The 23,657-nt window shown below is 48.9% G+C and carries 18 protein-coding genes; 8 read left to right on the top strand and 10 right to left on the bottom strand.

Annotated elements, in window-relative coordinates:
- The first annotated feature begins 4 nt into the window (after nt 1-4).
- From DW947_RS02205 to DW947_RS02185, 5 genes are all read left to right on the top strand, one after another.
- On the top strand, nt 5-652 hold the full coding sequence (locus DW947_RS02205) for a DedA family protein (RefSeq protein ID WP_044468001.1): 648 nt from the start codon (nt 5-7) through the stop codon (nt 650-652).
- Between the two features lie 28 nt (nt 653-680).
- The gene (locus tag DW947_RS02200) at nt 681-1,328 is read left to right on the top strand and encodes a DUF47 domain-containing protein (RefSeq protein WP_057088281.1); all 648 of its coding nucleotides are present in this window, start codon (nt 681-683) and stop codon (nt 1,326-1,328) included.
- 12 nt (nt 1,329-1,340) lie between these two features.
- Entirely contained in the window at nt 1,341-2,354 is a 1,014-nt protein-coding gene (locus DW947_RS02195) for an inorganic phosphate transporter (protein WP_005828041.1), read from the top strand.
- 93 nt (nt 2,355-2,447) lie between these two features.
- Nucleotides 2,448-4,118: a putative transporter gene (locus DW947_RS02190; protein ID WP_005828042.1), complete on the top strand. Its 1,671-nt coding sequence runs from the start codon at nt 2,448-2,450 to the stop codon at nt 4,116-4,118.
- A gap of 54 nt (nt 4,119-4,172) precedes the next feature.
- Nucleotides 4,173-6,161: a fructose-1,6-bisphosphatase gene (locus tag DW947_RS02185; protein ID WP_005828043.1), complete on the top strand. Its 1,989-nt coding sequence runs from the start codon at nt 4,173-4,175 to the stop codon at nt 6,159-6,161.
- Between the two features lies 1 nt (nt 6,162).
- Here DW947_RS02185 and DW947_RS02180 read toward each other — a convergent pair whose 3' ends face one another.
- The 7 genes from DW947_RS02180 to DW947_RS02150 all read right to left on the bottom strand — a co-directional run bounded on the left by DW947_RS02180 (nt 6,163) and on the right by DW947_RS02150 (nt 16,669).
- The gene (locus DW947_RS02180; protein ID WP_008663090.1) at nt 6,163-7,449 is read right to left on the bottom strand and encodes an LA_2272 family surface repeat-containing protein; all 1,287 of its coding nucleotides are present in this window, start codon (nt 7,447-7,449) and stop codon (nt 6,163-6,165) included.
- 8 nt (nt 7,450-7,457) lie between these two features.
- On the bottom strand, nt 7,458-9,005 hold the full coding sequence (locus DW947_RS02175) for a sulfatase (protein WP_005828045.1): 1,548 nt from the start codon (nt 9,003-9,005) through the stop codon (nt 7,458-7,460).
- 55 nt (nt 9,006-9,060) lie between these two features.
- Complete coding sequence (locus DW947_RS02170) at nt 9,061-10,719, bottom strand: long-chain fatty acid--CoA ligase (RefSeq protein WP_005828046.1); 1,659 nt, start codon at nt 10,717-10,719, stop codon at nt 9,061-9,063.
- A gap of 100 nt (nt 10,720-10,819) precedes the next feature.
- On the bottom strand, nt 10,820-13,234 hold the full coding sequence (locus DW947_RS02165; protein ID WP_117962790.1) for a TonB-dependent receptor: 2,415 nt from the start codon (nt 13,232-13,234) through the stop codon (nt 10,820-10,822).
- Nucleotides 13,235-13,254: 20 nt separating this feature from the next.
- A complete protein-coding gene (locus DW947_RS02160) occupies nt 13,255-14,331 on the bottom strand; it encodes a GDP-L-fucose synthase family protein (protein WP_117962792.1) in 1,077 nt (358 codons plus the stop codon).
- Nucleotides 14,332-14,357: 26 nt separating this feature from the next.
- Nucleotides 14,358-15,434 (bottom strand): GDP-mannose 4,6-dehydratase, encoded by a 1,077-nt coding sequence (gene gmd, locus DW947_RS02155; protein WP_005836261.1) that lies wholly within the window; start codon nt 15,432-15,434, stop codon nt 14,358-14,360.
- A gap of 74 nt (nt 15,435-15,508) precedes the next feature.
- Entirely contained in the window at nt 15,509-16,669 is a 1,161-nt protein-coding gene (locus DW947_RS02150) for a dicarboxylate/amino acid:cation symporter (protein ID WP_005837656.1), read from the bottom strand.
- Nucleotides 16,670-16,797: 128 nt separating this feature from the next.
- Between DW947_RS02150 and gnd the strand changes: the two genes are divergently transcribed.
- The 3 genes from gnd to pgl are packed head-to-tail and all read left to right on the top strand — an operon-like array spanning nt 16,798 to nt 20,499.
- On the top strand, nt 16,798-18,273 hold the full coding sequence (gene gnd / locus DW947_RS02145; protein WP_117962891.1) for a decarboxylating NADP(+)-dependent phosphogluconate dehydrogenase: 1,476 nt from the start codon (nt 16,798-16,800) through the stop codon (nt 18,271-18,273).
- 16 nt (nt 18,274-18,289) lie between these two features.
- Nucleotides 18,290-19,786 (top strand): glucose-6-phosphate dehydrogenase, encoded by a 1,497-nt coding sequence (zwf, locus tag DW947_RS02140; RefSeq protein ID WP_117962889.1) that lies wholly within the window; start codon nt 18,290-18,292, stop codon nt 19,784-19,786.
- Nucleotides 19,783-20,499 (top strand): 6-phosphogluconolactonase, encoded by a 717-nt coding sequence (gene pgl / locus DW947_RS02135; RefSeq protein ID WP_005836269.1) that lies wholly within the window; start codon nt 19,783-19,785, stop codon nt 20,497-20,499. Before zwf ends, pgl begins: the two co-directional genes overlap by 4 nt.
- Here the strand turns inward: pgl and DW947_RS02130 are convergent.
- The 3 genes from DW947_RS02130 to DW947_RS02120 form a co-directional block, all read right to left on the bottom strand.
- Entirely contained in the window at nt 20,492-21,535 is a 1,044-nt protein-coding gene (locus tag DW947_RS02130) for a DUF2776 family protein (protein WP_117962794.1), read from the bottom strand. The genes pgl and DW947_RS02130 overlap by 8 nt on opposite strands.
- A 99-nt stretch (nt 21,536-21,634) precedes the next feature.
- Nucleotides 21,635-22,279, bottom strand: a complete 645-nt coding sequence (pdxH, locus tag DW947_RS02125; RefSeq protein ID WP_117962796.1) for a pyridoxamine 5'-phosphate oxidase — start codon at nt 22,277-22,279, stop codon at nt 21,635-21,637.
- 316 nt (nt 22,280-22,595) lie between these two features.
- Nucleotides 22,596-23,282, bottom strand: a complete 687-nt coding sequence (locus DW947_RS02120) for an energy transducer TonB (protein ID WP_005828058.1) — start codon at nt 23,280-23,282, stop codon at nt 22,596-22,598.
- Nucleotides 23,283-23,657: the final 375 nt, after the last annotated feature.

Here is a 23,657-nt window from a genome sequence, read left to right as displayed (position 1 = left end):
TATAATGGATTTTCTATTGGATTTTATTCTCCATATCGATCAGTATATGATTGATATAGTGCAGGAATATCATATGTGGGCGTATGCCATATTGTTTCTGATTATTTTCTGCGAAACGGGGCTGGTGGTCACACCTTTCCTGCCGGGCGATTCCCTGCTTTTTGTGGCGGGAGCTATTGCCGCACTGCCCGACATGCCTCTCGAGGTCAATGTGCTGGCTTTGATATTGTTTGTTGCCGCGGTATTGGGCGACTCTTGCAACTACATGATAGGGCATTTCTTCGGGCAAAGGCTCTTCAATAATCCCGATTCCAGAATATTCAAGCAAAACCATCTCGACAAGACCCATGAGTTCTATAAGAAGTATGGAGGCAAGACAATTATCATAGCTCGTTTTGTGCCTATCGTCCGTACGTTTGCGCCATTCGTGGCGGGGATGGGTAAGATGCATTACTATTACTTCATGCTGTACAACCTGATTGGGGGCGCCTGCTGGATTGTCATTTTCTGTTATGCGGGTTATTTCTTCGGTGACCTTCCGTTTGTACAAGAGAACCTCAAACTGCTGATTGTGGCCATTATTGTGGTTTCCATACTGCCGGCCGTGGTAGAAGTGCTGCGTGCAAGACTGAAACAACGAAAACAAAAATAAATTAATATACTTAGTACATTTATCCATTATGAAGAATTCTTTTTTTAGCCGGTTCACACCGAAAGAACCGAAATTCTTTCCTTTGCTGAAGCAATTGTCTGAGATTTTATTGTCCTCGTCGGCTCTGTTGATAGAAATATTGGGCCATGACTCGCCTGAGAAGAGGGCGGAAGATTATAAACGAATCAAAGATTTGGAGCGCGAGGGCGATAAGCTGACCAATCTGATTCTGGATGAACTGGGCACTACTTTCATTACTCCTTTTGACCGGGAGGATATCCATGACCTGGCTTCGGGCATGGATGATGTGATTGATGGAATAAACAGCTGTGCCAAGCGTATCACTATCTATAATCCGCATCCTATTTCGGACAAGGGGAAAGAGCTGGGACATATGGTTCAACAAGAAGCGGCCCTCATCGGCCAGGCCATGGATGAACTGGAGGCATTCCGCAAGAGTCCGGATAAGCTGCGCGCATATTGCAACCAGATGCATGACATAGAAAACCGGGCAGATGATATTTATGAATTTTTCATCACCAGGCTTTTTGAAGAAGAGAAGGACTGCATTGAACTCATCAAAATCAAGGAGATTATGTATGAGCTGGAAAAAACGACGGACGCAGCCGAACACGTGGGCAAGATTTTGAGGAGCCTGATTGTGAAATACGCATAAACGAACGGACGCATGGAACTATTAGTGATTATCATTGTACTGGCTCTGATATTCGATTATATCAACGGTTTTCATGATGCGGCCAATTCTATTGCCACCATTGTGTCTACCAAAGTGCTTACACCGTTTCAGGCGGTGATATGGGCGGCTTTCTTCAATTTTGTGGCCTTTTTCATCGCCAAGTGTGTCATCGGCGGTTTCGGCATTGCCAACACCGTATCGAAAACGGTGATGGAGCCTTACATTACTTTGCCTATCATTCTGGCCGGCGTGATTGCGGCTATTGCCTGGAATCTGTTCACTTGGTGGAAGGGAATCCCTTCCTCTTCTTCGCACACGCTTATCGGAGGTTTTGCCGGAGCTGCCATCATGGCACACGGTTTTGAGGCCATCCAGTTGAGTATCATTCTGAAGATTGCGGCATTCATTTTTCTGGCTCCCTTGATTGGTATGGTGGTGGCATTCGGTTTTACGTTGTTGGTCTTGTACATTTGCCGCAGGGCGCATCCCCATACGGCCGAGGTGTGGTTCAAGAAACTGCAGCTGGTGTCTTCGGCTTTGTTCAGCATCGGGCACGGTCTGAATGATTCACAGAAGGTAATGGGTATCATTGCTGCGGCTATGATAGCCGGACATTCGGAAGGACTGGGAATGGGGATAAACAGTATTGATGACTTGCCGGACTGGGTGGCATTCTCTTGTTTTACGGCCATTTCACTCGGTACCATGTCCGGCGGGTGGAAGATTGTGAAGACCATGGGGACTAAGATTACGAAGGTGACGCCACTGGAAGGGGTGATTGCGGAAACTGCCGGTGCGTTTACGCTTTATCTGACGGAGTATCTGAAGATTCCGGTAAGTACGACACACACCATTACGGGAGCTATTATCGGAGTAGGGGCCACGAAGCGGCTTTCGGCTGTGCGTTGGGGAGTTACGAAGAGTCTGATGACCGCTTGGGTGCTGACTATCCCCGTCAGTGCTTTGCTGGCAGCAGGGATTTATTGTATCGTATCCCTTTTTTAGAAGTGCTGCCGCATAAAAAATAGACGGGTTCGTTTTATTTTGCATGAGGTTTGCACTATCTTTGCAGCCTGAAACTGTAAAATAGAATGCACATTGGACTGGCTATATAGTTTATTCGTCGAGCACTCCGCCTTGCAGGCGGTTGTGGTACTCTCACTGATTTCCGCTATCGGATTGGGATTGGGGAAGATACATGTTTGCGGCATTTCATTGGGAGTGACGTTTGTATTCTTTGCCGGCATCATTGCCGGGCATTTCGGGTTGTCCATAGACCCGCAGATGCTGAATTATGCGGAAAGCTTCGGGCTGGTGATATTTGTGTATGCTTTGGGTTTGCAGGTGGGACCGGGTTTTTTCAGCTCTTTCCGTAAAGGAGGGGTACAACTGAATATGCTCGCCACGGGTGTAGTGCTTATCGGCACCCTGCTGACTGTACTGGGCAGCTATGGGTTGGGAGTATCCCTGCCGGATATGGTGGGCATACTTTGCGGTGCCACGACAAACACACCGGCACTCGGTGCGGCACAGCAGACATTGAAACAGATGGGATTGGAGTCCAGTACCCCTGCTTTGGGGTGTGCGGTGGCATATCCGCTGGGGGTGGTAGGGGTCATTCTGGCCGTACTGTTCATCCGTAAGACGCTGGCGCATAAGGAAGACCTGGAATTGAAAGAGAAGGATGACGTGAACAAGCCTTACATTGTTGCGTTCCAGGTGCACAATCCTGCCATCTTCAACAAGAGTATCAAGGAAATAGGCGGGCTGAACAGCTATCCGAAGTTCGTGATTTCCCGCTTGTGGCGGGATGGGAATGTGAGTATTCCTACCTCGGAAAAGATTATAAAGGAAGGTGACCGCCTGCTGGTGATTACCTCGGAGAAAAATACGCCGGCTCTGACTGTGCTTTTCGGCGAGCAGGAGCATACTGATTGGAACAAGGAAGATATAGACTGGAATGCCATAGACAGCCAGTTGATTTCGCAACGTATCGTGGTGACGCGCCCGGAGTTGAACGGCAAGAAGCTGGGTTCTCTCCATCTGCGTAATCATTACGGTATCAATATCAGCCGGGTTTATCGTAGCGGCGTGCAGCTGCTGGCCACAGCGGAACTGACCTTGCAATTGGGTGACCGCCTGACCGTAGTGGGCGAAGCCGCTGCTATACAAAATGTGGAGAAGGTGCTGGGCAATGCTGTGAAAAGCCTGAAGGAACCGAACTTGGTGGCGGTATTTATCGGCATTGTCATCGGTCTGGCTTTGGGAGCAATTCCTATTTCCATTCCCGGCATCAGCGCTCCCGTGCGGCTCGGATTGGCAGGAGGCCCTATCATCGTAGGTATTCTTATCGGGACATTCGGTCCGAGGATGCACATGGTGACTTATACTACGCGCAGTGCGAACCTGATGCTCCGTGCATTGGGATTGTCTCTTTACCTGGCTTGCCTGGGACTGGATGCAGGTGCCCATTTCTTCGATACGGTATTCCGGCCGGAAGGGCTGTTATGGATTGCTACGGGTTTTGCGTTGACTGTGGTTCCGGTATTGATTATGGGTATCGTTACCTTCAAGTGGCTGAAGATAGATTTCGGAACAATGGCGGGTATGCTGTGCGGAAGCATGGCAAACCCCATGGCGCTGAACTACGCCAACGACACCATTCCGGGAGACAATCCGTCTGTAGCTTATGCTACGGTTTATCCGCTGTGCATGTTTCTACGGGTAATTATAGCCCAAGTGCTGCTCATGTTCTTCATTAATGGATAATGAAGAATGAGGGATATTATCAACTGTCATTTATCAACTATCAATTAAATAACTATGGGAAATATAACTCCGGAAAGTATTGTCAATGACTTGCGTTATTTGCAATTATTATCACGCAGTTTTCCTACCATTGCTGATGCCAGTACAGAAATCATCAATCTGGAGGCCATTCTGAATCTGCCGAAAGGTACAGAGCATTTTCTGACGGATATTCATGGCGAGTATGAGGCTTTTCAGCATGTGCTGAAGAATGCATCGGGGGCAGTGAAACGTAAGGTGAACGAAATATTCGGGCATACACTGCGCGAAAGTGAGAAGAAGGAAATCTGTACGTTAATTTATTATCCGGAAGAGAAGCTGCAACTTATCAAGGAGCAGGAAACGGACCTGGATGACTGGTATTTGATAACACTGAACCAGTTGGTAAAAGTATGCCAGAACGTTTCGTCCAAATATACCCGTTCGAAAGTACGCAAGGCACTTCCAGCAGAGTTCTCGTATATCATTCAAGAGCTGTTGCACGAATCGAGCATCGAACCTAACAAACATGCCTATATCAATGTCATAATCAGTACCATTATCTCTACGAAGCGTGCGGATGATTTTATTGTGGCGATGTGCAACCTTATCCAGCGCTTGACCATCGACTCGCTGCATATCGTGGGCGATATATACGACCGCGGACCGGGTGCGCATATTATCATGGATACTCTCTGTGATTATCATAATTTCGACATCCAATGGGGTAACCACGATATTCTGTGGATGGGTGCCGCATCGGGTAATGATGCTTGTATAGCCAACGTAATCCGTATGTCGATGCGCTATGCCAATTTAGCAACGCTGGAGGATGGTTATGGCATCAATCTGTTGCCGCTTGCAACGTTTGCCATGGATACCTATGCGGATGACCCTTGCACCATCTTTGCGCCGAAAATGAACTTTGCCGATGCGGAATACAATGAGAAGACCTTGCGGCTGATTACACAGATGCACAAGGCGATTACGGTTATCCAGTTGAAACTGGAGGCGGAAATCATCAGCCGCCGTCCTGAGTTCGGTATGGAGAACCGGAAACTGCTGCATCTGGTGGATTTCGAGCGTGGTGTGTTTGTATACGAAGGCAAGGAATATCCGTTGCGCGATGTGAATTTCCCCACCGTAGACCCGGCGGACCCGTATCGTCTGTCGGACGAAGAGCGCGAACTGATGCACCGGATTCATTCTTCTTTCATGAACAGCGAGAAGATGAAGAAGCACATGCGCTGCTTGTTTACGTATGGCGGCATGTATCTGGTGTGCAACAGTAACCTGCTTTATCATGCTTCCGTGCCTCTGAATGCGGACGGCAGTTTTAAACATGTCCGCATCGGCCAAAAGGAATACTGGGGACGTAAGTTGCTGAAAAAGACCGACCAGCTGATACGTACCGCTTACTTTGACGAGGACGGTTCGGACGAGAAACAGTTTGCACTGGATTATGTCTGGTACATGTGGTGCGGACCGGATGCCCCTTCCTTCGATAAAGACAAGATGGCTACCTTTGAACGCTATTTTGTGGCCGACAAAACATTGCATAAGGAGACGAAAGGGCATTACTATGCTTTGCGCAACGAGGCTGAGGTGTGTGACCGCATTCTTGAAGAGTTCGGCGTGAAGCCGGGGCCACATTCGCATATCATCAACGGACATGTACCGGTAAAGACCATTAAAGGTGAGAAACCCATCAAAGCGGATGGTAAGCTGCTGGTGATTGACGGTGGTTTTTCAAAAGCCTATCAGCCGGAAACGGGAATTGCGGGATATACGCTGGTATATCATTCCCACGGCTTGCAGTTGGTGCAGCATGAGCCGTTCCAGAGCCGTCAGAAAGCCATTGAAGAAGGACAAGACATCAAGTCTACAACCCTGGTTGTCGAATTCAATTCGCAGCGTATGATGGTGAAGGATACGGATAAAGGAAGTGAACTCGTTACGCAGATTCAGGATTTGATGAAACTGCTGGTGGCGTATAGGACGGGGCTGATTAAGGAGAAACAATAATTTATAATTTCAGTATCGTCACCCCGCCCTCTACAATGATGCCTTTGTCATAGGTTTTCCCTTGGGTGTAGTAGCGGCTGCCGCCATAACCGCCGGTGAGGAATATGCCAAAGCGCTCGGTCAGGTGGTATTCCAGATTGACACGTGCCTGGAGGGCATAGAGACGTGCCGGAATGCCGTAGTCCTTGTTCTTGAAGGTTTCTATATGTTGGTATCCCAGATCTCCGCTGATGAACAGCTGTTTGTAGAGCGGTAATTCAAGACCGGCACGGTAGAAGAGGGCAGCGGAAAACTTATCGCCAAAATCCAGATAATGGGTACCGCCACCGAGGATGGTATAGAAGAGCCGGTTCTTGAAACGGGCACCTACATTCAGCTTGGTGGCATTACCACCGAAAAACATCAGTTGAACTTTTGTTTGGGGATTGGCATTGACTAATCCCAACTGGAAACCATCTAATTTTTCTTTGTAGTAGTTGAATAGACCTATTTGAAGCCCTTTGGCGCGTATAGCCATATTGGCAGCGCCTATTTGTAATCCTCGAGCTGTACCACCCACCACATTGCCCAGGCCGGAAACCTGAACACCGGTCATATCTCCGGCGGTGATGTTGGTAAGGGCGGACATCTGCATGCCATTCAAGTCTTCACCGATTACACTTAGCAGGCCGGCCCCTGAAAATCCTTTGAAATTTCCACCGGAAATATTGGCGAGTCCGGCAAAGTGTATGCCGGAAGCACCTTCTCCGCTGATATTCAACAGGCCGCCTATGGAGGCGCCACGATTATAGTCCCCACTGATGTTTGCCAGACCGGAAATGATGACGCCTTGCGCATGGTTTCCGGTGATACCTACTAGTCCCGAAACGGATACTCCGATAAGGTTGTTGCCATTGATGTTGGTAATTCCTGCTATCTGCATGCCTCGCATGCTTCCCCCCACCATATTTGACAGACCTGCCATCTGTACACCGTTCACATCCCTGCCGGTTACACTGCCAAGAATATTCATGCCGAGGCCATTCAGACGGTTCATGGAGGAGAACACACCCAGATTGAAGCAGGTGCTTCCTATGGTATCAGTCCGCTGTGTGGAGATGTTTTTCCATAAGGAGATATTGATACCTACCGGGCCATGGTCTGTTCGTGGAGAGCGTTGTTTCCGGAAAGATTTCTCGGAGGATTTCTGAATCGTATCCGGCTGTACGCTGCCCGGATTATGTTCTTGGGCAAGAGCTGTCCCTGCAAAAAGCAGGGACACAAGGAGGAGGGAAAGGTTTCGTTTCATACTTTTTTCTATATTTCGTCCGGCCAGGGAGCTGGTTGGCGGGTGGCACGCAACAGAGGGCGCTGCGCATCCACAGACCGGAGGTAATTACTTAATTTCCGTGACAACTCTTTGACAACTTCAGGCTTCTCTCGGGCCATATCATGTTTTTCACTGATGTCGGCGGGGATGTTGAAAAGTTCCCGTCTACCGTCACCGAAATAATACACCAGCTTCCACTCGCCCGAACGGATGGAGCAAGTGGCTCCGATGCCCGGGCCGGAAGGACCCCAGCTATTGGGATAATGCCAGTAGATATCACGGTCTTTCATTTTACCTTTTCCGGTGAGCAATGGCATGAAACTGATGCCGTCGCGTTGCTGTACGGTTGTATAGTTGTCTACGCCTGCCATCTCAAGGATGGTGGGGAAGAAGTCCTCTATCATCAGGTAATGGTCGCATTGGGTTTGGGGCGCTACGATGCCCGGCCAGCGGACAATCATTGGTTCACGTATGCCTCCTTCGTAGGCGGAACCTTTACCACTGTTGAGCGGATAGTTCTGGACATGCAGTTGTCCGGCGCGGGTATGGGCCGCCAAACCGCCATTGTCGGACATGAAGATGAGGATAGTGTTTTCCGTCAGGTTGTTCTTGTCCAGATAATCCATAATGTCTCCCAGACTTTTGTCCATACCCTCAATGAGAGTAGCATAGGCAGCTTCTACCGGAGGAAGGCCTTTGTCCAGGTACTTCTGGTAGAAACGCATGTCAGGTTGTATAGGGGTATGGATGGCATAGTGTGCCATGTACAGAAAGAATGGCTTGTCAGTCTGCTGTGCATCGTCCAGGGCCTTCATGGCCTCTATGGTAAGGGCTTCACTTAGGAAAGTGTCGGTTCCATGATATTTCTCCAGACCGGGTACGGCAGCCAGCGGGCTTTTACCGTCTGTTTTGTTGCCGAAATTCTCCTTGCCATAGTAGCTGGCAGGTGAACCGGCGGCATGTCCGGCTATGTTCACTTCAAACCCCATTTTCAACGGGTCGGCTCCGGGAGTGCCTTCAGCACCGAAGTGGGCTTTTCCGCAATGAATGGTGTGATAGCCATGGTCTTTGAGCACTTCGGCCAGGGAGGTGACTTGTGTGGTCCGTTCCACGCCAGGCTCTTGACAAATGCCGTTAACGTTCCATTCCGGATAAATCATGACCGAGTCGGGTTGTTCATGGGTAGTGTTCTTGCGGAGGGTCCAACTGGTGACTCGATGCCTGGCAGCATTCATTCCCGTAAAAAGGCTGACACGCGTAGGTGAACTGATGCTGCATGCATAGGCCTGCGTAAACATTTTGCCTTGTGTAGCCATCCGTTCCATGTTGGGAGTATGGTACGTATCGTTGTACTTGGTACGCTGTGTCCAAAAGGGGAGGGACGTGTCTTGCCATCCCATGTCATCCACTAGGAACAGAATGATGTTTGGCTGCTCTTTTGGAGCAGGTACGGCATCCCCAGGCGGCATGCCATACGCTTCTCCCGCCATTCCGCATATCGGAAGCATGGCGGATAATAATAATTCGTTTCTCATTTAGATAATAATTTAGAAAGGGTTAGATAGGTTGTAGTTTAATTGTTTTTTTACATTATCCTTTGGCCTCCTGATACAAGAAGCGTTTGATAGATTTCTTCGGCGTTTTTTCAAATTCTTCAGGATAGATTTTCATTTTGAATATCTGGCTGTATGCGGGCAGTTCTGCATTCAGTGCCACACGGTTTTCCTCCATGACGCGTTCGATGTCGTCATTGTTCAGCCCATGGGCAAAGGCATCATCGAAGTCGGGGTAAACCAGACCTACCAGTTTCTCATTCTGCTGCACGATGATGCTTTCGGCTACATACGGCATATTGTTCAGTTTGTCTTCTATCTCTTCCGGGTAGATATTCTGACCGCTCGGACCAAGGAGCATGTTCTTGCTGCGTCCCTTGATGCTTACGTTGCCTTCGGCATCCATCAGGGCAAGGTCTCCGGTGTGCAGCCAGCCGTCTTTGTCGAGTACCTGTACGGTGGCCTCGTCGTTCTTGTAGTAACCCAGCATGACATTGGGACCACGGCAGACAATCTCTCCCGGAATGTTTTCGGGATCGGATGATAGGATTTTCACCTCCATACGCGGTGCGGCCTTTCCGCAAGAACCGGGTTTGAAGCGGGTCCAATCCTCGTAACAGATGATGGGACCGCATTCCGTCATTCCATAGCCTACCGTATAGGGGAAATCTATCATCTTTAAGAACTGCTCCACTTCCTGGTTGAAGGCAGCTCCTCCTACAATGATTTCTGCAAAGTTTCCGCCAAAGGCTTGAATCATTTGTTCGCGTACGGTCGCCTTTATCTTGTCATTGATGATGGGTACTTTCAGCAACAACTTCATGGCGGGAGTTTCCAGCTTGGGCAGTACGCTCTTCTTTATAATCTTTTCGATAATGAGCGGAACAGCCACAATCAGGTTAGGCTTCACTTCGGTGAAAGCCTGGAAAATGATTTTGGGGCTGGGCATACGAGTGAGGAAGAATATGTGGCAACCTACGGCGAATTCATACAGAAACTCGAATGCAAGTCCGTACATATGTGCCATTGGCAGCATGGAGACAATCTTGTCACCGGCTTTCAGCGGCAATACTTCGAAAGCAAAAGTGGTGTTTGACCAAAGGCTGCGGTAGGGCAGCATCACTCCTTTGGAGTAACTGGTGGTGCCGGATGTATAGTTGATGACCGCCAGTTCGTCGGGCTGGTCCTTGTGATAACTGACATGTTCCTTGCGGAAGTTCTTGGGGTATTTCTTACCGAACATTTCGTTGAGATGTTCGCGGGCATAGTCCAACTTTTCGCTACGGGAGACAAGAATGTAGAAGTCTGCCATCATCATGATGCCCTCCAGCAGCGGCATGGCACTTTCGTTGAGGTTTTCCCAAACCTGGTCGCCTACGAAAAGCAGTTTGGCTTCGGAATGGTTCACGATGTTGTGTACATTGTCTGCCTTGAACTCGTGAAGGATGGGGACGATTACCGCACCGTAGGTCAATGTTGCGAGGAACGTTACGCCCCAGTGGGAACTGTTGCGGCCACAGACGGCAATCTTATCGCCTTTCTTGATGCCGCTTGCCTCGAAAATGATATGCAGCTTTTCTATTTTGCGGGCTACGTCCTTATATTGTAGGGTTGCTCCCTTATAGTCGGTCAGAGCGTCTAAATCCCAATTTTCCTTTATGCTATTCTCTATATAGGCGATAAAACTTTGTTCCATGATATTAATTGCACATTTGGTTGAAAATTGTGCAAATATAAGGGTTTATATATAGAAAGCAAACTTTTATAGGGAAAATAGTTTTTATGGCGGCTATTTGCTAAAACTCGACAGTTATACCTAAAGTAGGCAGGATAGTGCCGCTTTCCTGCTTGAGGTATTTCATTTTATAACGCTGTTCGGCAACAGGAGCAGACGGATTTTCGATGATGCCCGTACTCATTATCACATCCGGCTGCTTCAGTTTGTTGCCGGTGATATTCTGTATGTCCAGATAGATTCCTATCATGCAGTGATGGAAGTAGAAGGACTTGTCCACACGCAAGTCTAACTGGGCAAAGTTGGGAAGCCGCCCGGTATTATAGTACGCATAGTCGTAGTAGGGCTGTCCTTTGGCATCCCATGCTTCTACGAGTGATGATTTGTCTTCATCATAGGGAGTGTAGGGGCTGCCGCCTATATAGCTTAGCTTGCCTCCTATGCTCCAGCGCCGGGGCAGGTTGTATGTACCGCTCATGTTGAGTATGAAACGGTTGTCCCAGGCAGATGGAATGAAGTCTCCATCTGGACGGTTGCGGTATTCGCTGCGGTATAAGGTGAAGGAGGATACGAGATTGAACTTGCCGGATGCCTGCCAGCGGAACATGGTTTCCAGTCCGTAGGCCCTGCCGCTGGCTGTAGGGACGAGTGCTTCGTTGCCAGTGACACCGTAATCGTTTCCTTTGCATGCCAACGGAATGTTGTCTTGAAGGGAAAGTGGCATACGGCTGTAACGCTTGAAGAAACCTTCTGCAGAAACCATGAACCGGTCTTGCAGGTGCCAGTCCACACCGAGGCTGCTTTCAAAGACCTGCATGTACTTCAGGTTTTTGTTGAGATATTGCCCTTCATTGTCTTTATATCCCAAAGCGGTGTAGGGAGGCAATTGGTGGTAGAGGCCGGTACTTCCGCTCAGGGTCCATTGTTCCGAGAGTTTGTAGGATGCAGAGAGGCGTGGGGAGAACTGTTTCCATAGCTGCCGCATCTTTCGGTTGTAAGTGTTGCCATCCATACGGATACCGGCAGAAAGGGCCAGACGCTTGTCGGCGGTGGTATAGTTGGAAGAGAAGAAAGCCCCCCAGCCGAAGATGTTGAGTGAGGTTTCGTAGATGGAAAGCGTACCCGAATGACTGCCGTATAGTCTTTGCCTGCTGTGGTTTGTATAGATGGAGTTGTTCAGTTCTGCTCCTTCTTTTAGGGTCCATGCTCCCAAGCGCGTTTGGTTTTCGAAACGCAGGGTGGTCTTTTGTTCTGTGGAGCGTAGGCGCAGGGTCAGGTTGTCTTCGGAAGAGTCATCGTTGTTGCGGTATTTCAGATTGCGGTTGTTCAGGTAGTTATGGCTCAGTATAAGGGATTGTACGTGCCTTCCATTGTAGTGTCTGTAAGAGGCTCCGAGAGTGAATGTTTCCTGATGGATAGTGGGGAGATAGCTGAGCAGATATTCGGCATCTTCTCCTTTTTCATCGGTATTCAGTTTCATCTTGTCAATGCCTGCAAGACCAAGCAGGGTCAGCTCGCTGTGCTCGTTGAAACGGGTTTTTGTTTTGAATTGTCCGTCAATGAAATTGGGCAGGAAGGGCAGTCCCAAAGCCTTGAACAAAAGTTGCAGGTAGGACTGGCGTGCGGAGAACAGATAAGTGGTGCGCTGCCCCAGATGGCCTGCTCCGCTGAGCGAGACTTCCGATGCGCCGATGGTGGCTTTGAACGCCTGCTTGTCCGGATTTCCGTCCTTGAGGCGGAAGTCGAGGACGGAACTCAAGGCTCCGGAGCGGTTGGCGGGGAAGGCGCCCGTATAAAATGTAATCTCGCGTATCAGGTCGGCATTGACAATACTTACCGGTCCTCCGGATGCACCCTGAGTGGCAAAGTGGTTGATGTTGGGGATTTCGATGCCATCCATATAAAAGCGGTTTTCGGAAGGAGAACCGCCCCGAACAATCAAGTCGTTGCGATAGCCGATGGGAGAGAAAGAGACGCCGGGATAGGAGCGTACGATGCGCGAAACATCCCGGTTGGCTCCGGGACTTTTCTCTATTTCCTGCAAGCCGATGATACGCATGCTGACCGGGCTTTCGATACTTCGCCGGAAGGGGGAAGGCACCACCACTACTGTGTTCAGCAGATTGGCATCCTCTTCCATCTCTATCTCGATGAACGGGGTTGAGGCTGAAACGATATATTCGGGGGTGGAAACAGTCTGGTATCCTATGCAGGATGCCTCAAGGCTATAGATGCCCGGAGGTACCTGCTCTATCTTGAATGTGCCGAGTGAATCGGTGGATGCCCCTTTCCCGGGGATGCCGGCAACGAAAACGTTGGCGTAGGCCACGGGTTGTCTGGACTGTCTGTCGATGACTTTGCCGCGAACGGAATAGGTCACGGGAGCTATCATGGCATTCATGGTTGGGCTGATACCTGATAAAAGTATCAGCAATATAAACAATACAGTTCCCACCTTGTACCGTATGGCATTCATGGCTAATCAGACGTCACTAATTACTTTCCCAAGTACCATCGGTACATGCGTTGCACACCTTCCTCGATATCAATCTTATGATGCCATCCCAATGTATGTAACTTACCGGGATCGGTCAGTTTGCGCATGGTGCCGTCGGGTTTGGAAGTGTCGAAGGTCAACCGGCCCTGATAGCCTACGGTGTTGACAATCAGCTCTGCCAACTGGCGGATAGTGATTTCCTTGCCCGTACCGATATTGATGTGACAGTTGCGGATTTCCTTGTCGTCCGGCTCGAAGGTATCTTTGAAGTCGACGTGTTCCATGACGAAGACGCTGGCATCTGCCATCTCCTCGCTCCAGAGGAATTCGCGCAAGGGGGTGCCGGAACCCCATAATCTCACTTCTTCTTCGCTGATGCCGTATTTCCGGAGGATATTCAGAATGTCCTCTTTGCTGCTGTCGCCGTTGATGCCTTCCACCGGACGCAGGTTCATGTCGTGGCGTACGGCATCCCAGTCGCCTTGTTTCAGGCAGTGGGCGAGGTGTATCTTGCGTATCATGGCAGGGAGCACGTGGCTGCGTTCCAGGTCGAAGTTGTCGTTGGGACCGTAAAGGTTGGTGGGCATCACGGCAATGTAGTTCGTACCGTATTGAAGATTGAAGCTTTCGCACATTTTCAGTCCGGCTATTTTGGCGATGGCATAGGGCTCGTTCGTGTATTCCAGCGGAGAAGTGAGGAGTGCGTCTTCTTTCATCGGCTGTTCGGCATCACGGGGATAGATGCAGGTGCTGCCCAGAAAGAGAAGTTTTTTCACTCCGTGGCGGAAGCTTTCGCCGATGACGTTCTGCTGTATCTGCAAGTTCTTGTAGATGAAGTCGGCACGGTAGATACTGTTGGCCATGATGCCACCCACAAAGGCGGCGGCAAGGAATACATATTCGGGCTGTTCCTCGTCGAAGAAGCGGCGTACGGCAACTCCGTCGAGCAGATCGAGTTCTGTGTGGGTCTTGCCGATGAGATTGGTGTATCCTTTCTCCTCAAGATTTTTCCAGATGGCAGAACCTACCAGTCCCCGGTGGCCTGCTACATATATTTTGGCATTTTTGTCTAACATTGTTGTCTGAAAGTTTAATAGTTCATTCAAAGCTCTTTGCTTCTTAAATACAGTTTCTTCACAAATTTCATGTCGTGCTCTGCCATGATGCGTACCAACTCTTCAAAACTGGTCTGCCTCGGATTCCATCCCAGCAGTGTTTTTGCTTTGGTGGGGTCGCCCAGCAATTGTTCCACTTCGGCAGGCCGGAAATATTTGGGGTCGACTTCCACGAGGACTTTTCCGGTCTGTGTGTCGATACCCTTCTCATCCACTCCCTGGCCTTCCCAGCACAGAGTGATGCCTACCTCTCGGAATGCCAGTGTCGCAAATTCGCGTACGGTATGCATTTCTCCGGTGGCAATGACGAAGTCTTCGGGGGTGTCGTGCTGCAGGATGAGCCACATGCACTCGATGTAGTCTTTGGCATATCCCCAGTCGCGCCGGGCATCCAGATTGCCCAGATACAGCTTGTCCTGGAAGCCTTGGGCGATGCGGGCAGCCGCCAGTGTGATTTTTCTTGTCACGAAGGTTTCACCTCGGCGTTCGCTCTCGTGGTTGAAGAGTATGCCGTTTACAGCAAACATGCCATAGCTTTCGCGGTAGTTCTTTGTAATCCAAAAGCCATACTGTTTGGCTACGCCATAGGGGCTGCGGGGATAGAACGGGGTCGTTTCGCTTTGCGGCACTTCCTGCACTTTTCCGAAGAGCTCGGAAGTGGAGGCCTGGTAGATGCGTGTCTTCTTTTCCATACCGAGAATGCGTACGGCTTCGAGCATGCGCAGGGTGCCTACGGCATCGGTTTCGGCGGTATATTCGGGCACGTCGAAGGATACTTTGACATGGCTTTGGGCGGCAAGGTTATATATTTCGTCCGGCTGCACACTCTGGATGATACGGATGAGAGAGCTGGAGTCTGTCATGTCTCCATAGTGCAGGTTAATGGTACGTTTCTGTTTCATGTCGCGTACCCACTCATCGAAGTAGAGGTGTTCGATGCGGCCGGTGTTGAAAGAGGAAGAGCGACGCAGGATACCGTGCACTTCATATCCTTTCTGCAGGAGGAATTCGGCAAGGAACGAGCCGTCCTGCCCGGTAATGCCGGAGATAAGGGCTTTCTTCATAATGTATGCTTCTTGTTATTATGTCTTTTCGGACTGCAATATTCGTTATTTTCCACGAGATGGCAAAATATAAACTATTTCTTTCCCATCACTTTGTCGATAATCAGTGCGATTGCCCCGTCGCCCGTCACATTGCAGGCAGTACCGAAGCTGTCCATCGCTATGTATAGTGCAATCATCAGCGCTTGTGCCGACTCGTCGAAGCCCAGCATGGATTGCAGGATGCCCAGTGATGCCATGATGGCGCCTCCCGGTACCCCGGGAGCGGCTACCATAGTGATGCCCAGCATGAAGATAAATCCTGCAAATAGAGGGAAATCATGGGGCATGCCTTGCATTATCATCAGTGCCAGGGCGCATGCCACAATCTTCAATGTGCTGCCCGACAGATGGATGGTGGCGCAAAGTGGGATGACGAATCCGGCAATATCGGCAGAGACGCCGTTCTTCCGACTTTGCTCCAATGTTACAGGGATAGTGGCGGCACTGGATTGAGTGCCTAGAGCCGTGAAGTAGGCAGGCATCATTCGTCCCAGTAGTTTGAGAGGGTTCTTGCGGACAAACAGTGCCGCAATGCTGTATTGGAATACCAGGAGAAAGATGTGAAGCAGGAAGATTACACCGATAATCTTAATAAAGACCATCAGGATGCCGAATACTTGTCCACTGTGCGTCATGTTGAGGAAAATGCCGAAAATATAGATGGGAAGCAGCGGCAATATCACTGCACTGATCATGCGGATGACAATCTCTTGAAAATCGCGTGCCGCATTTTTCAGTACCTCACTTTTCAGATGAGCCAGGCCCAGCCCCAGTGTGAAGGCAAGTACGAGTGCGGTCATAACATTCATCAAGGGCGGGATACCCACGGAAAAATAGGGAAGAATGCCTTGAGACTCACTGACTTCTTCTAACGGCACCCCGGTTTCTATGAGGGAAGGAAATACCGCCATACCGGTGAAGTAGGAGAGAAAGCCGGAGAATAGGGTAGCTCCGTAAGCAATGAGTGCCGTGACGACCAGCATCCGTCCGGCTCCTTTGCCGATGTCGGCAATGGCAATCGTGACCAGTCCCACAATGATGAGGGGGATGGAGAAGTTCAGGAATTCACTGAAAATGGCATTGAATGTTACGAACAGCCGTACCAGCGAAGCCGGTAGGAAATTTCCGAAAAGTATACCTAAGATAATGGCAATGATGATGCGTGGCAATAGTCCGATGTGGAAGTTCTTCATGAGCATTGGTTTTCTGTCTGGTTGAAAAATAGGCTTTCGCTGACAAAAGTACTATTTTATTTTCGTAATTCATACGAACAAATGCTGTTAGCATTTTGTTTCCATATAAAGACAAAATTTACATGAATATGAAGAATTTAAATAAAACAGACATTGGACTTATCGGTCTGGCCGTGATGGGCGAGAATTTGGCTCTCAATATGGCAGATAAGGGATGGAACGTATCGGTGTATAATCGTACGGTTCCGGGAGTGGAAGAAGGGGTGGTGGAACGTTTTGTGAACGGCCGCGCCAAAGGGAAAAAAATTGAAGGCTATACAGACATAGCCGAATTTGTAACTTCCATTGCCACACCTCGCAAAATAATGATGATGGTTCGTGCCGGCAGTGCGGTGGATGAGCTGATGGAGCAGCTGTTTCCCCATTTGTCCGAAGGGGATATCCTGATTGACGGTGGTAATTCCAACTATGAGGACACCAACCGGCGTGTGGCATTGGCCGAAAAGAAAGGCTTCCGTTTTGTGGGAGCCGGAGTTTCCGGTGGAGAGGAAGGGGCGCTGAACGGCGCGTCTATCATGCCCGGAGGCTCTGAAAGTGCCTGGCCTGAGGTGAAGCCTATCCTGCAGAGTATTGCGGCAAAAGCATCTGACGGTACTCCGTGCTGCCAGTGGATTGGTCCTGCCGGTTCCGGTCATTTCGTCAAGATGATACATAACGGTATCGAATATGGAGATATGCAGCTTATTGCTGAAGCTTATTGGGTGATGAAGAATCTGCTTGGTCTGGACAATGGACAGATGGCGGAAATCTTTGCTGATTGGAATGAGGGCAAGTTGCGTAGCTATCTCATTGAAATTACCGCCAACATACTGCGTCATAAGGACAAATCAGGAGGTTACCTGATAGATAAGATATTGGATACCGCCGGACAGAAAGGTACGGGCAAGTGGTCCGTTATCAATGCGATGGAGCTGGGCATGCCGTTGGGGTTGATTGCTACGGCTGTGTTCGAACGTAGTTTGTCGGCACAGAAGGGCTTGCGAGAAACGGCTTCCAAGCAATTTGTATGCCGACGCTCGCAGGCGGTGTACAACAAGTCGGAGATGGTGAAGGATATCTATTCCGCACTCTATGCTTCCAAATTGGTGTCATATGCTCAGGGATTTGCCGTGTTGCAGCGTGCATCCGACGCTTTTGCCTGGAACCTCGATTTGGCATCCATCGCCCGCATGTGGCGGGGTGGCTGCATCATCCGTAGTATTTTCCTGAACGACATAGCTACGGCTTTCGAGGCTAAAGACAAGCCCAAACATCTGCTGTTGGCTCCTTATTTCAAAAATGAAATGCAGCTGTTGCTTTCCGGCTGGAAACATCTGGTGGCACAATCCATGAAAGAGGAACTTCCGGTGCCTGCATTCTCGTCCGCCTTGAATTATTTCTATTCGCTGGTGTCTGCCAAGTTGCCTGCCAATATGATTCAGGCGCAACGTGACTATTTTGGTGCGCACACCTTTGAAAGGACAGACGAGTTGCGTGGACAGTTTTTCCATGAAAATTGGACGGGACACGGAGGAGATACGAAATCGGGTACGTACAATGTGTGAGAAAGGGGAGAAGATGATGAAAAAATTAGTGATTGTTATATTCGGCGCTTCGGGTGACTTGACGAAGCGCAAACTGATGCCGGCGCTCTACACTTTATATAGTGGCGGGCGGTTGCCGGAAGGATTCTCCATTCTGGGGATAGGACGCACCGAGTATACGGATGCCCGTTACCAAGAATATATAATGAGTGAATTGAGTAAGTTCGTAGCTTCCAAAGAGCAGGTGGAAGATAAAATGAAGGATTTTTGCAGCCATCTGCATTACCAGACTTTGGACCCTGCCGAGGTTGAAGGCTATCATCTGCTGGACGGACGTTTACAAGAGTTTACCGGTGAGCAGAAACCGGACAACCTGCTGTTCTATCTGGCTACTCCACCTTCCTTGTACGGTGTCATTCCCTTGCACTTGAAGGCGGCCGGTCTGAACCGTCCTGATACGCGTATCATCGTTGAAAAGCCGTTCGGTTACGATTTGGAGTCAGCCAGAAAGCTGAATAGCATTTATGCTTCCGTTTTCAAGGAGCATCAGATTTACCGCATCGACCATTTTCTGGGTAAGGAAACGGCGCAGAACATTCTCGCCTTCCGTTTTGCCAACGGAATCTTCGAACCGCTATGGAACCGTAATTATATAGACTATGTGGAGATTACAGCCGTAGAGAATCTGGGTATCGAAGGACGTGGCGGATTCTATGAAGGTGCCGGAGCCCTGCGCGATATGGTACAAAACCACCTCATACAGCTTGTGGCGCTCACTGCATTGGAACCGCCTGCCGTTTTCAATGCCGATAATTTCCGCAACGAGGTGGTGAAGGTCTATGAGTCATTGGCTCCCTTGACAGAGGAGGATTTGGAGGAACACATTGTCCGCGGACAATATACGGCTTCGGGCTCGAAAGCCGGGTATAGGGAAGAGAAGAACGTGGCACCAGATTCGCGTACCGAAACGTATATTGCCATGAAAATCGGTATTAACAACTGGCGGTGGAAGGGGGTTCCTTTCTATATCCGTACCGGCAAACAAATGCCGACAAAAGTGACTGAGATTGTTGTGCATTTCCGTGAGACGCCCCATCAGATGTTCCGTTGCGAGGGTGGACATTGTCCCCGTGCGAATAAGCTGATTCTCCGCTTGCAACCCAATGAAGGCATTGTGCTGAAATTCGGCATGAAGACTCCCGGACCGGGATTTGACGTGAAGCAGGTGATGATGGACTTCAGTTATGACCAGTTGGGCGGGTTGCCTACCGGCGATGCTTATGCCCGTCTGATAGAGGACTGCATACAAGGTGATCCTACACTCTTTACCCGCAGCGACGCGGTAGAGGCTTCATGGCGCTTTTTCGATCCCGTGTTGCGCTATTGGAAAGAGCATCCGGATGCTCCTTTGTATGGGTATCCCGTAGGTACGTGGGGACCTTTGGAAAGTGAAGCGATGATGCGCGAACATGGTGCTGAGTGGACCAATCCGTGTAAGAATTTGACTAATACAGATGAATATTGCGAGTTATGAAAAGTTATGTTTACCATTCGGCTACAGCTACGGCACATGCGTTGATTGAACATTTGATTGCGATGATGGAGCGTGAGCCGGAAAAGACCTTTTATTTTGCATTCAGCGGGGGAAGTACTCCTTCGCTGATGTTTGACATTTGGGCTAACGAATACAAGGAGGTGACTCCTTGGATGCGGATGCGGATTTATTGGGTGGATGAGCGGTGTGTACCGGCAGAGGATTATGAGAGCAATTATGGTACCATGCGCCGTTTGCTGTTGGATGAAGTAGGCATGCCCGATGAATACGTTTACCCTATTTATGGAGTGAACCGCCCGGAGATTGAAGCAAAGAACTATTCGACGCTGGTTTGCCGCACGGTTCCGCTTTGGGGTGGCTTCCCGGCCTTCGATGTCGTTTTGCTCGGTGCTGGAGACGACGGGCATACCTCCTCTATCTTTCCGGGGCAGGAATATCTGCTTTCTTCCTTTCATCCTTATGAGGTGAGTGTCAATCCCTATAATGGGCAGAAACGCATAGCCATGACCGGCTGCCTTTTGTTTGCTGCGAAGAATCTTATTTTCTTTATTACCGGCAAGAATAAGGCGGATGTGGTCCGCGATATTCTTGATTCCGGGGATACCGGTCCGGCAGCTTATGTGGCCCACCATGCCGAGCGTGTGGAATTGTTTCTCGATGCTCAGGCCAATGGCGGGAAAATGTCTACTTAGATGTACCGCTCTCCAGAATGCTTACGATGGAGAATAATGTAAAGCAGATGCCTCCCAAACCAGCCAGTACGCGTGCAGGGACAAAATAGGCATTGTGCAGGCTTGCCATCTCAAACAGAAAGGCGGAGAGAAACAGACAAGCCAGGGCCGTGAAGACCGGAATCAGCGGGATGCGGTTGGCCAGCTTGAAAGTGTTCCGCCAGATGGCGGCAAGTAGTATGACTTTGCTGGAAATGCTGTAGCATACCAGTCCCAGGCCTATCATAATATATCCTGTGGAGGAGAGTGCCGGATTGCTGTTGGCCAAGACCTGAAGTCCCCAGAGAATGCTGATGCTGCCCATTATCAAAACAAGGGCCGGCCATTGTTTCCGTTCAGCCTTTGTATAGTTGTTGCGTATCTGGCGGACGATGGTTGCAACCAGCGCCACTAAGCTGGAACAGATACAAGCAAGTCCTGCCATGACATGGCCTGCTACATAATATGCATTGTGCTCGCTGCTTTTTGACAATAGCCAGAAGGCCCATATCCATGCCATTACTGCCATAAGGGTGGCAACTGCTATCAGGATATATCCCTGGGAGGAATTGAATGCATCGGCAGGTTGTAGCTGGTCGGTACGTTCCGAGTTGGCGGGAATGAGGGTGAAGCGGGTGGAGGCTGTGGCTGTGGTAGCTACACAAGCTGTGATGAAACCGACTCCGCAAATCACGTGTCCTGCCACGAAATTGCTTGCCGTGGCAGTTTCGTGCATATAATTCCAACCATAGATTACTGTGAGTACGGCTGCCAGGTAACCAATAACCGGAAGTGCGTATCTGGCTATCGGATTGTAGGTATGAATAATTTGTCTAATGATTGTTGCCGCTGTGGCGAACAAGGCAATGCAAATCATCCCTAAGGAAAATACTACCGGACCGGCCACAAATTTTGCCGAATCCAGTCCTTCGTGGAGCACAAAGGCTCCGTAGCCGAAACAGAAAAGGGCCATCAACAAGGGTATAGCCCTGAAAAGAATACTGATACCGTAATTCATAACTGTTGTTTTTAGAGTTTCCCCTTCAAACAGCGTTTCTGTGGCTTTGTTCCTCCTTTTAAGATTTATTTGTGATGAGAAGTGTTTCCCTGTCCGTATTTAGGGAGCCAGCCTCTCCTTTTTCCAGCTGCCATCCGCTTGTTGGGAATAGAGGAAACGGTCGTGTAGCCTGCTTTCCCGTCCTTGCCAGAATTCAAAACGGAAAGGGGTGACGGCAAAACCTCCCCAGTTGTCGGGACGTTTGATACTTTGCCCTACCCATGTTGCCGCTTCGCAGACGAACGCGCGCATTATTTCCATACGGCTGCCGATGACGTGACTTTGGGGTGAAATCCTCGCCCCGATTTTACTTTTGTAAGGCCTGCTTGCAAAATAGGCGTCAGAATCGGCAGGAGCGCATCTTTCAGCTTTTCCTTCAATGTGTATTTGCCTTTCCAGTTTGTGCCATACGAAAGATAAGGATATATACGGATTTGCAGTCAGTTGCCGGCCTTTCCTGCTTTCGTAGTTGGTGAAGAAGATGAACCGGCCATTTTCCACCCCTTTCAGCAACACTGTGCGTGTAGAGGGATGTCCGTCTGACGAGACTGTAGCTACCGTCATGGCGGTGGGCTCGTACTCATCACTATGGATAGCATCGTTCAGCCAATGGTCGAATTGCTCAAAGGGATTGTCGTTGAGGTTACCCGGTGTCAGCCTGCCTTTCTTATATTCTCTTCTGATGTCAAAGAGTTGTGATTTCATTATCGTGTGGTTTTATCAGGAGTGATATATTGTTTTTCTATGTAACAGTCTGAGAGGGCTGAATGTTTTTGTTTTTCTGCGGAAAGAAAAATATGGAAGAAGGAAATGGCTGTGTTGATACTTAAAAAAATGGGGGTGTGTCAAAATTCACCACAGATTACACGGATTAACACAGAATGAGCTTAATCTACTGATAATCAAAGATGCTTATCTGTGCAAATCTGTGTAATCTGTGGTGAATACCAGTTTCGACACACCCTCGGATATTGGAGATTACCTTATGAAGACAAGTGGAAAGTGGACACTGGCATGTCTGCTATTGTAATTTAAACATTACGGGAACTGTGAATTTACAACGGACCGGTTTGCCTCGTTGCTCACCGGGTTTCCATTTGGGCATGGTGGAAATCACACGGATAGCTTCTTTGTCCAGATAGGGATCTACGCCTCTTACTACTTTTACATCTACGATGCTGCCGTCTTTGTTGACAACGAATTGTACTATTACGCGCCCCTGGGTTCCGGTCTCTTGTGCAATAGTCGGGTATTTTATACTCTTACCCAGATATTGCATCAGACTCATGCCATTATAAGAAAACTCGGGATTCTTCTCTACAACTTCAAAAATCTCATCCTCTACCGGAATCTCTTCATCTACGGTTGGAGATATGGGTTTGATGATTACAGCTTCACCGATTTCTTCGGAAGAGGCAATGGCTGTTTCTTTCACATTGTCATTATCATCCACAATTGTCAATACCTCGGCAATTGCAGGAGCTTGAGGGGGTGGCGGAGCTACTAATTCGGGTTGCTCCGTGATAGGAATTTCAATTTCCTGCTCAAATACGTTCTCGGTAATAGCACCGCTCATGTCAATCCTAACATCACGCTTCGACCATTCAAATGCAACGAACATGAAGACCAGCACAATTACATAACCTACAAGTAGCCAACTTGACTTCTTGTTTTCCAGGCTTGCTTTGGATGTTTTCTTGATTTCCATAATTTACAAGATTATTACCGTATAATGGTTGTCGCGAAACTAACATTATACAGATGTGATTAGTAAAATCATAAAACATGCGTGCCCACTTGTTTCTGTATTAAAGATAAGAAAATGAATGTTATGTTGGTGTTTGATATGTAGTTATATATAGTTTTTTAAATTTGCTTTGATAATTTTTCTGCTTGTGGATTAAATAGTGTTGATATGTAAAAAGCACTTCCAACGTTCGCTTACGGAGGAAGTGCTTCACACAAAAACTAAACTAGACTTAACTAAACTATTCTATTGGGGGAGTTTCACAACTCCTATCTGTTCGGTGCAAAGATAAAAAAACATATTTTAATATGCAAAAGGATTCTATAATAAATCGAC

The organism is Bacteroides sp. AM44-19 (genome assembly GCF_003603395.1).
Classification (GTDB): domain Bacteria; phylum Bacteroidota; class Bacteroidia; order Bacteroidales; family Bacteroidaceae; genus Bacteroides; species Bacteroides uniformis.
The sequence above is the reverse complement of the archived record's forward strand: the minus strand, read 5'-3'. Positions and strand labels throughout refer to the sequence as shown.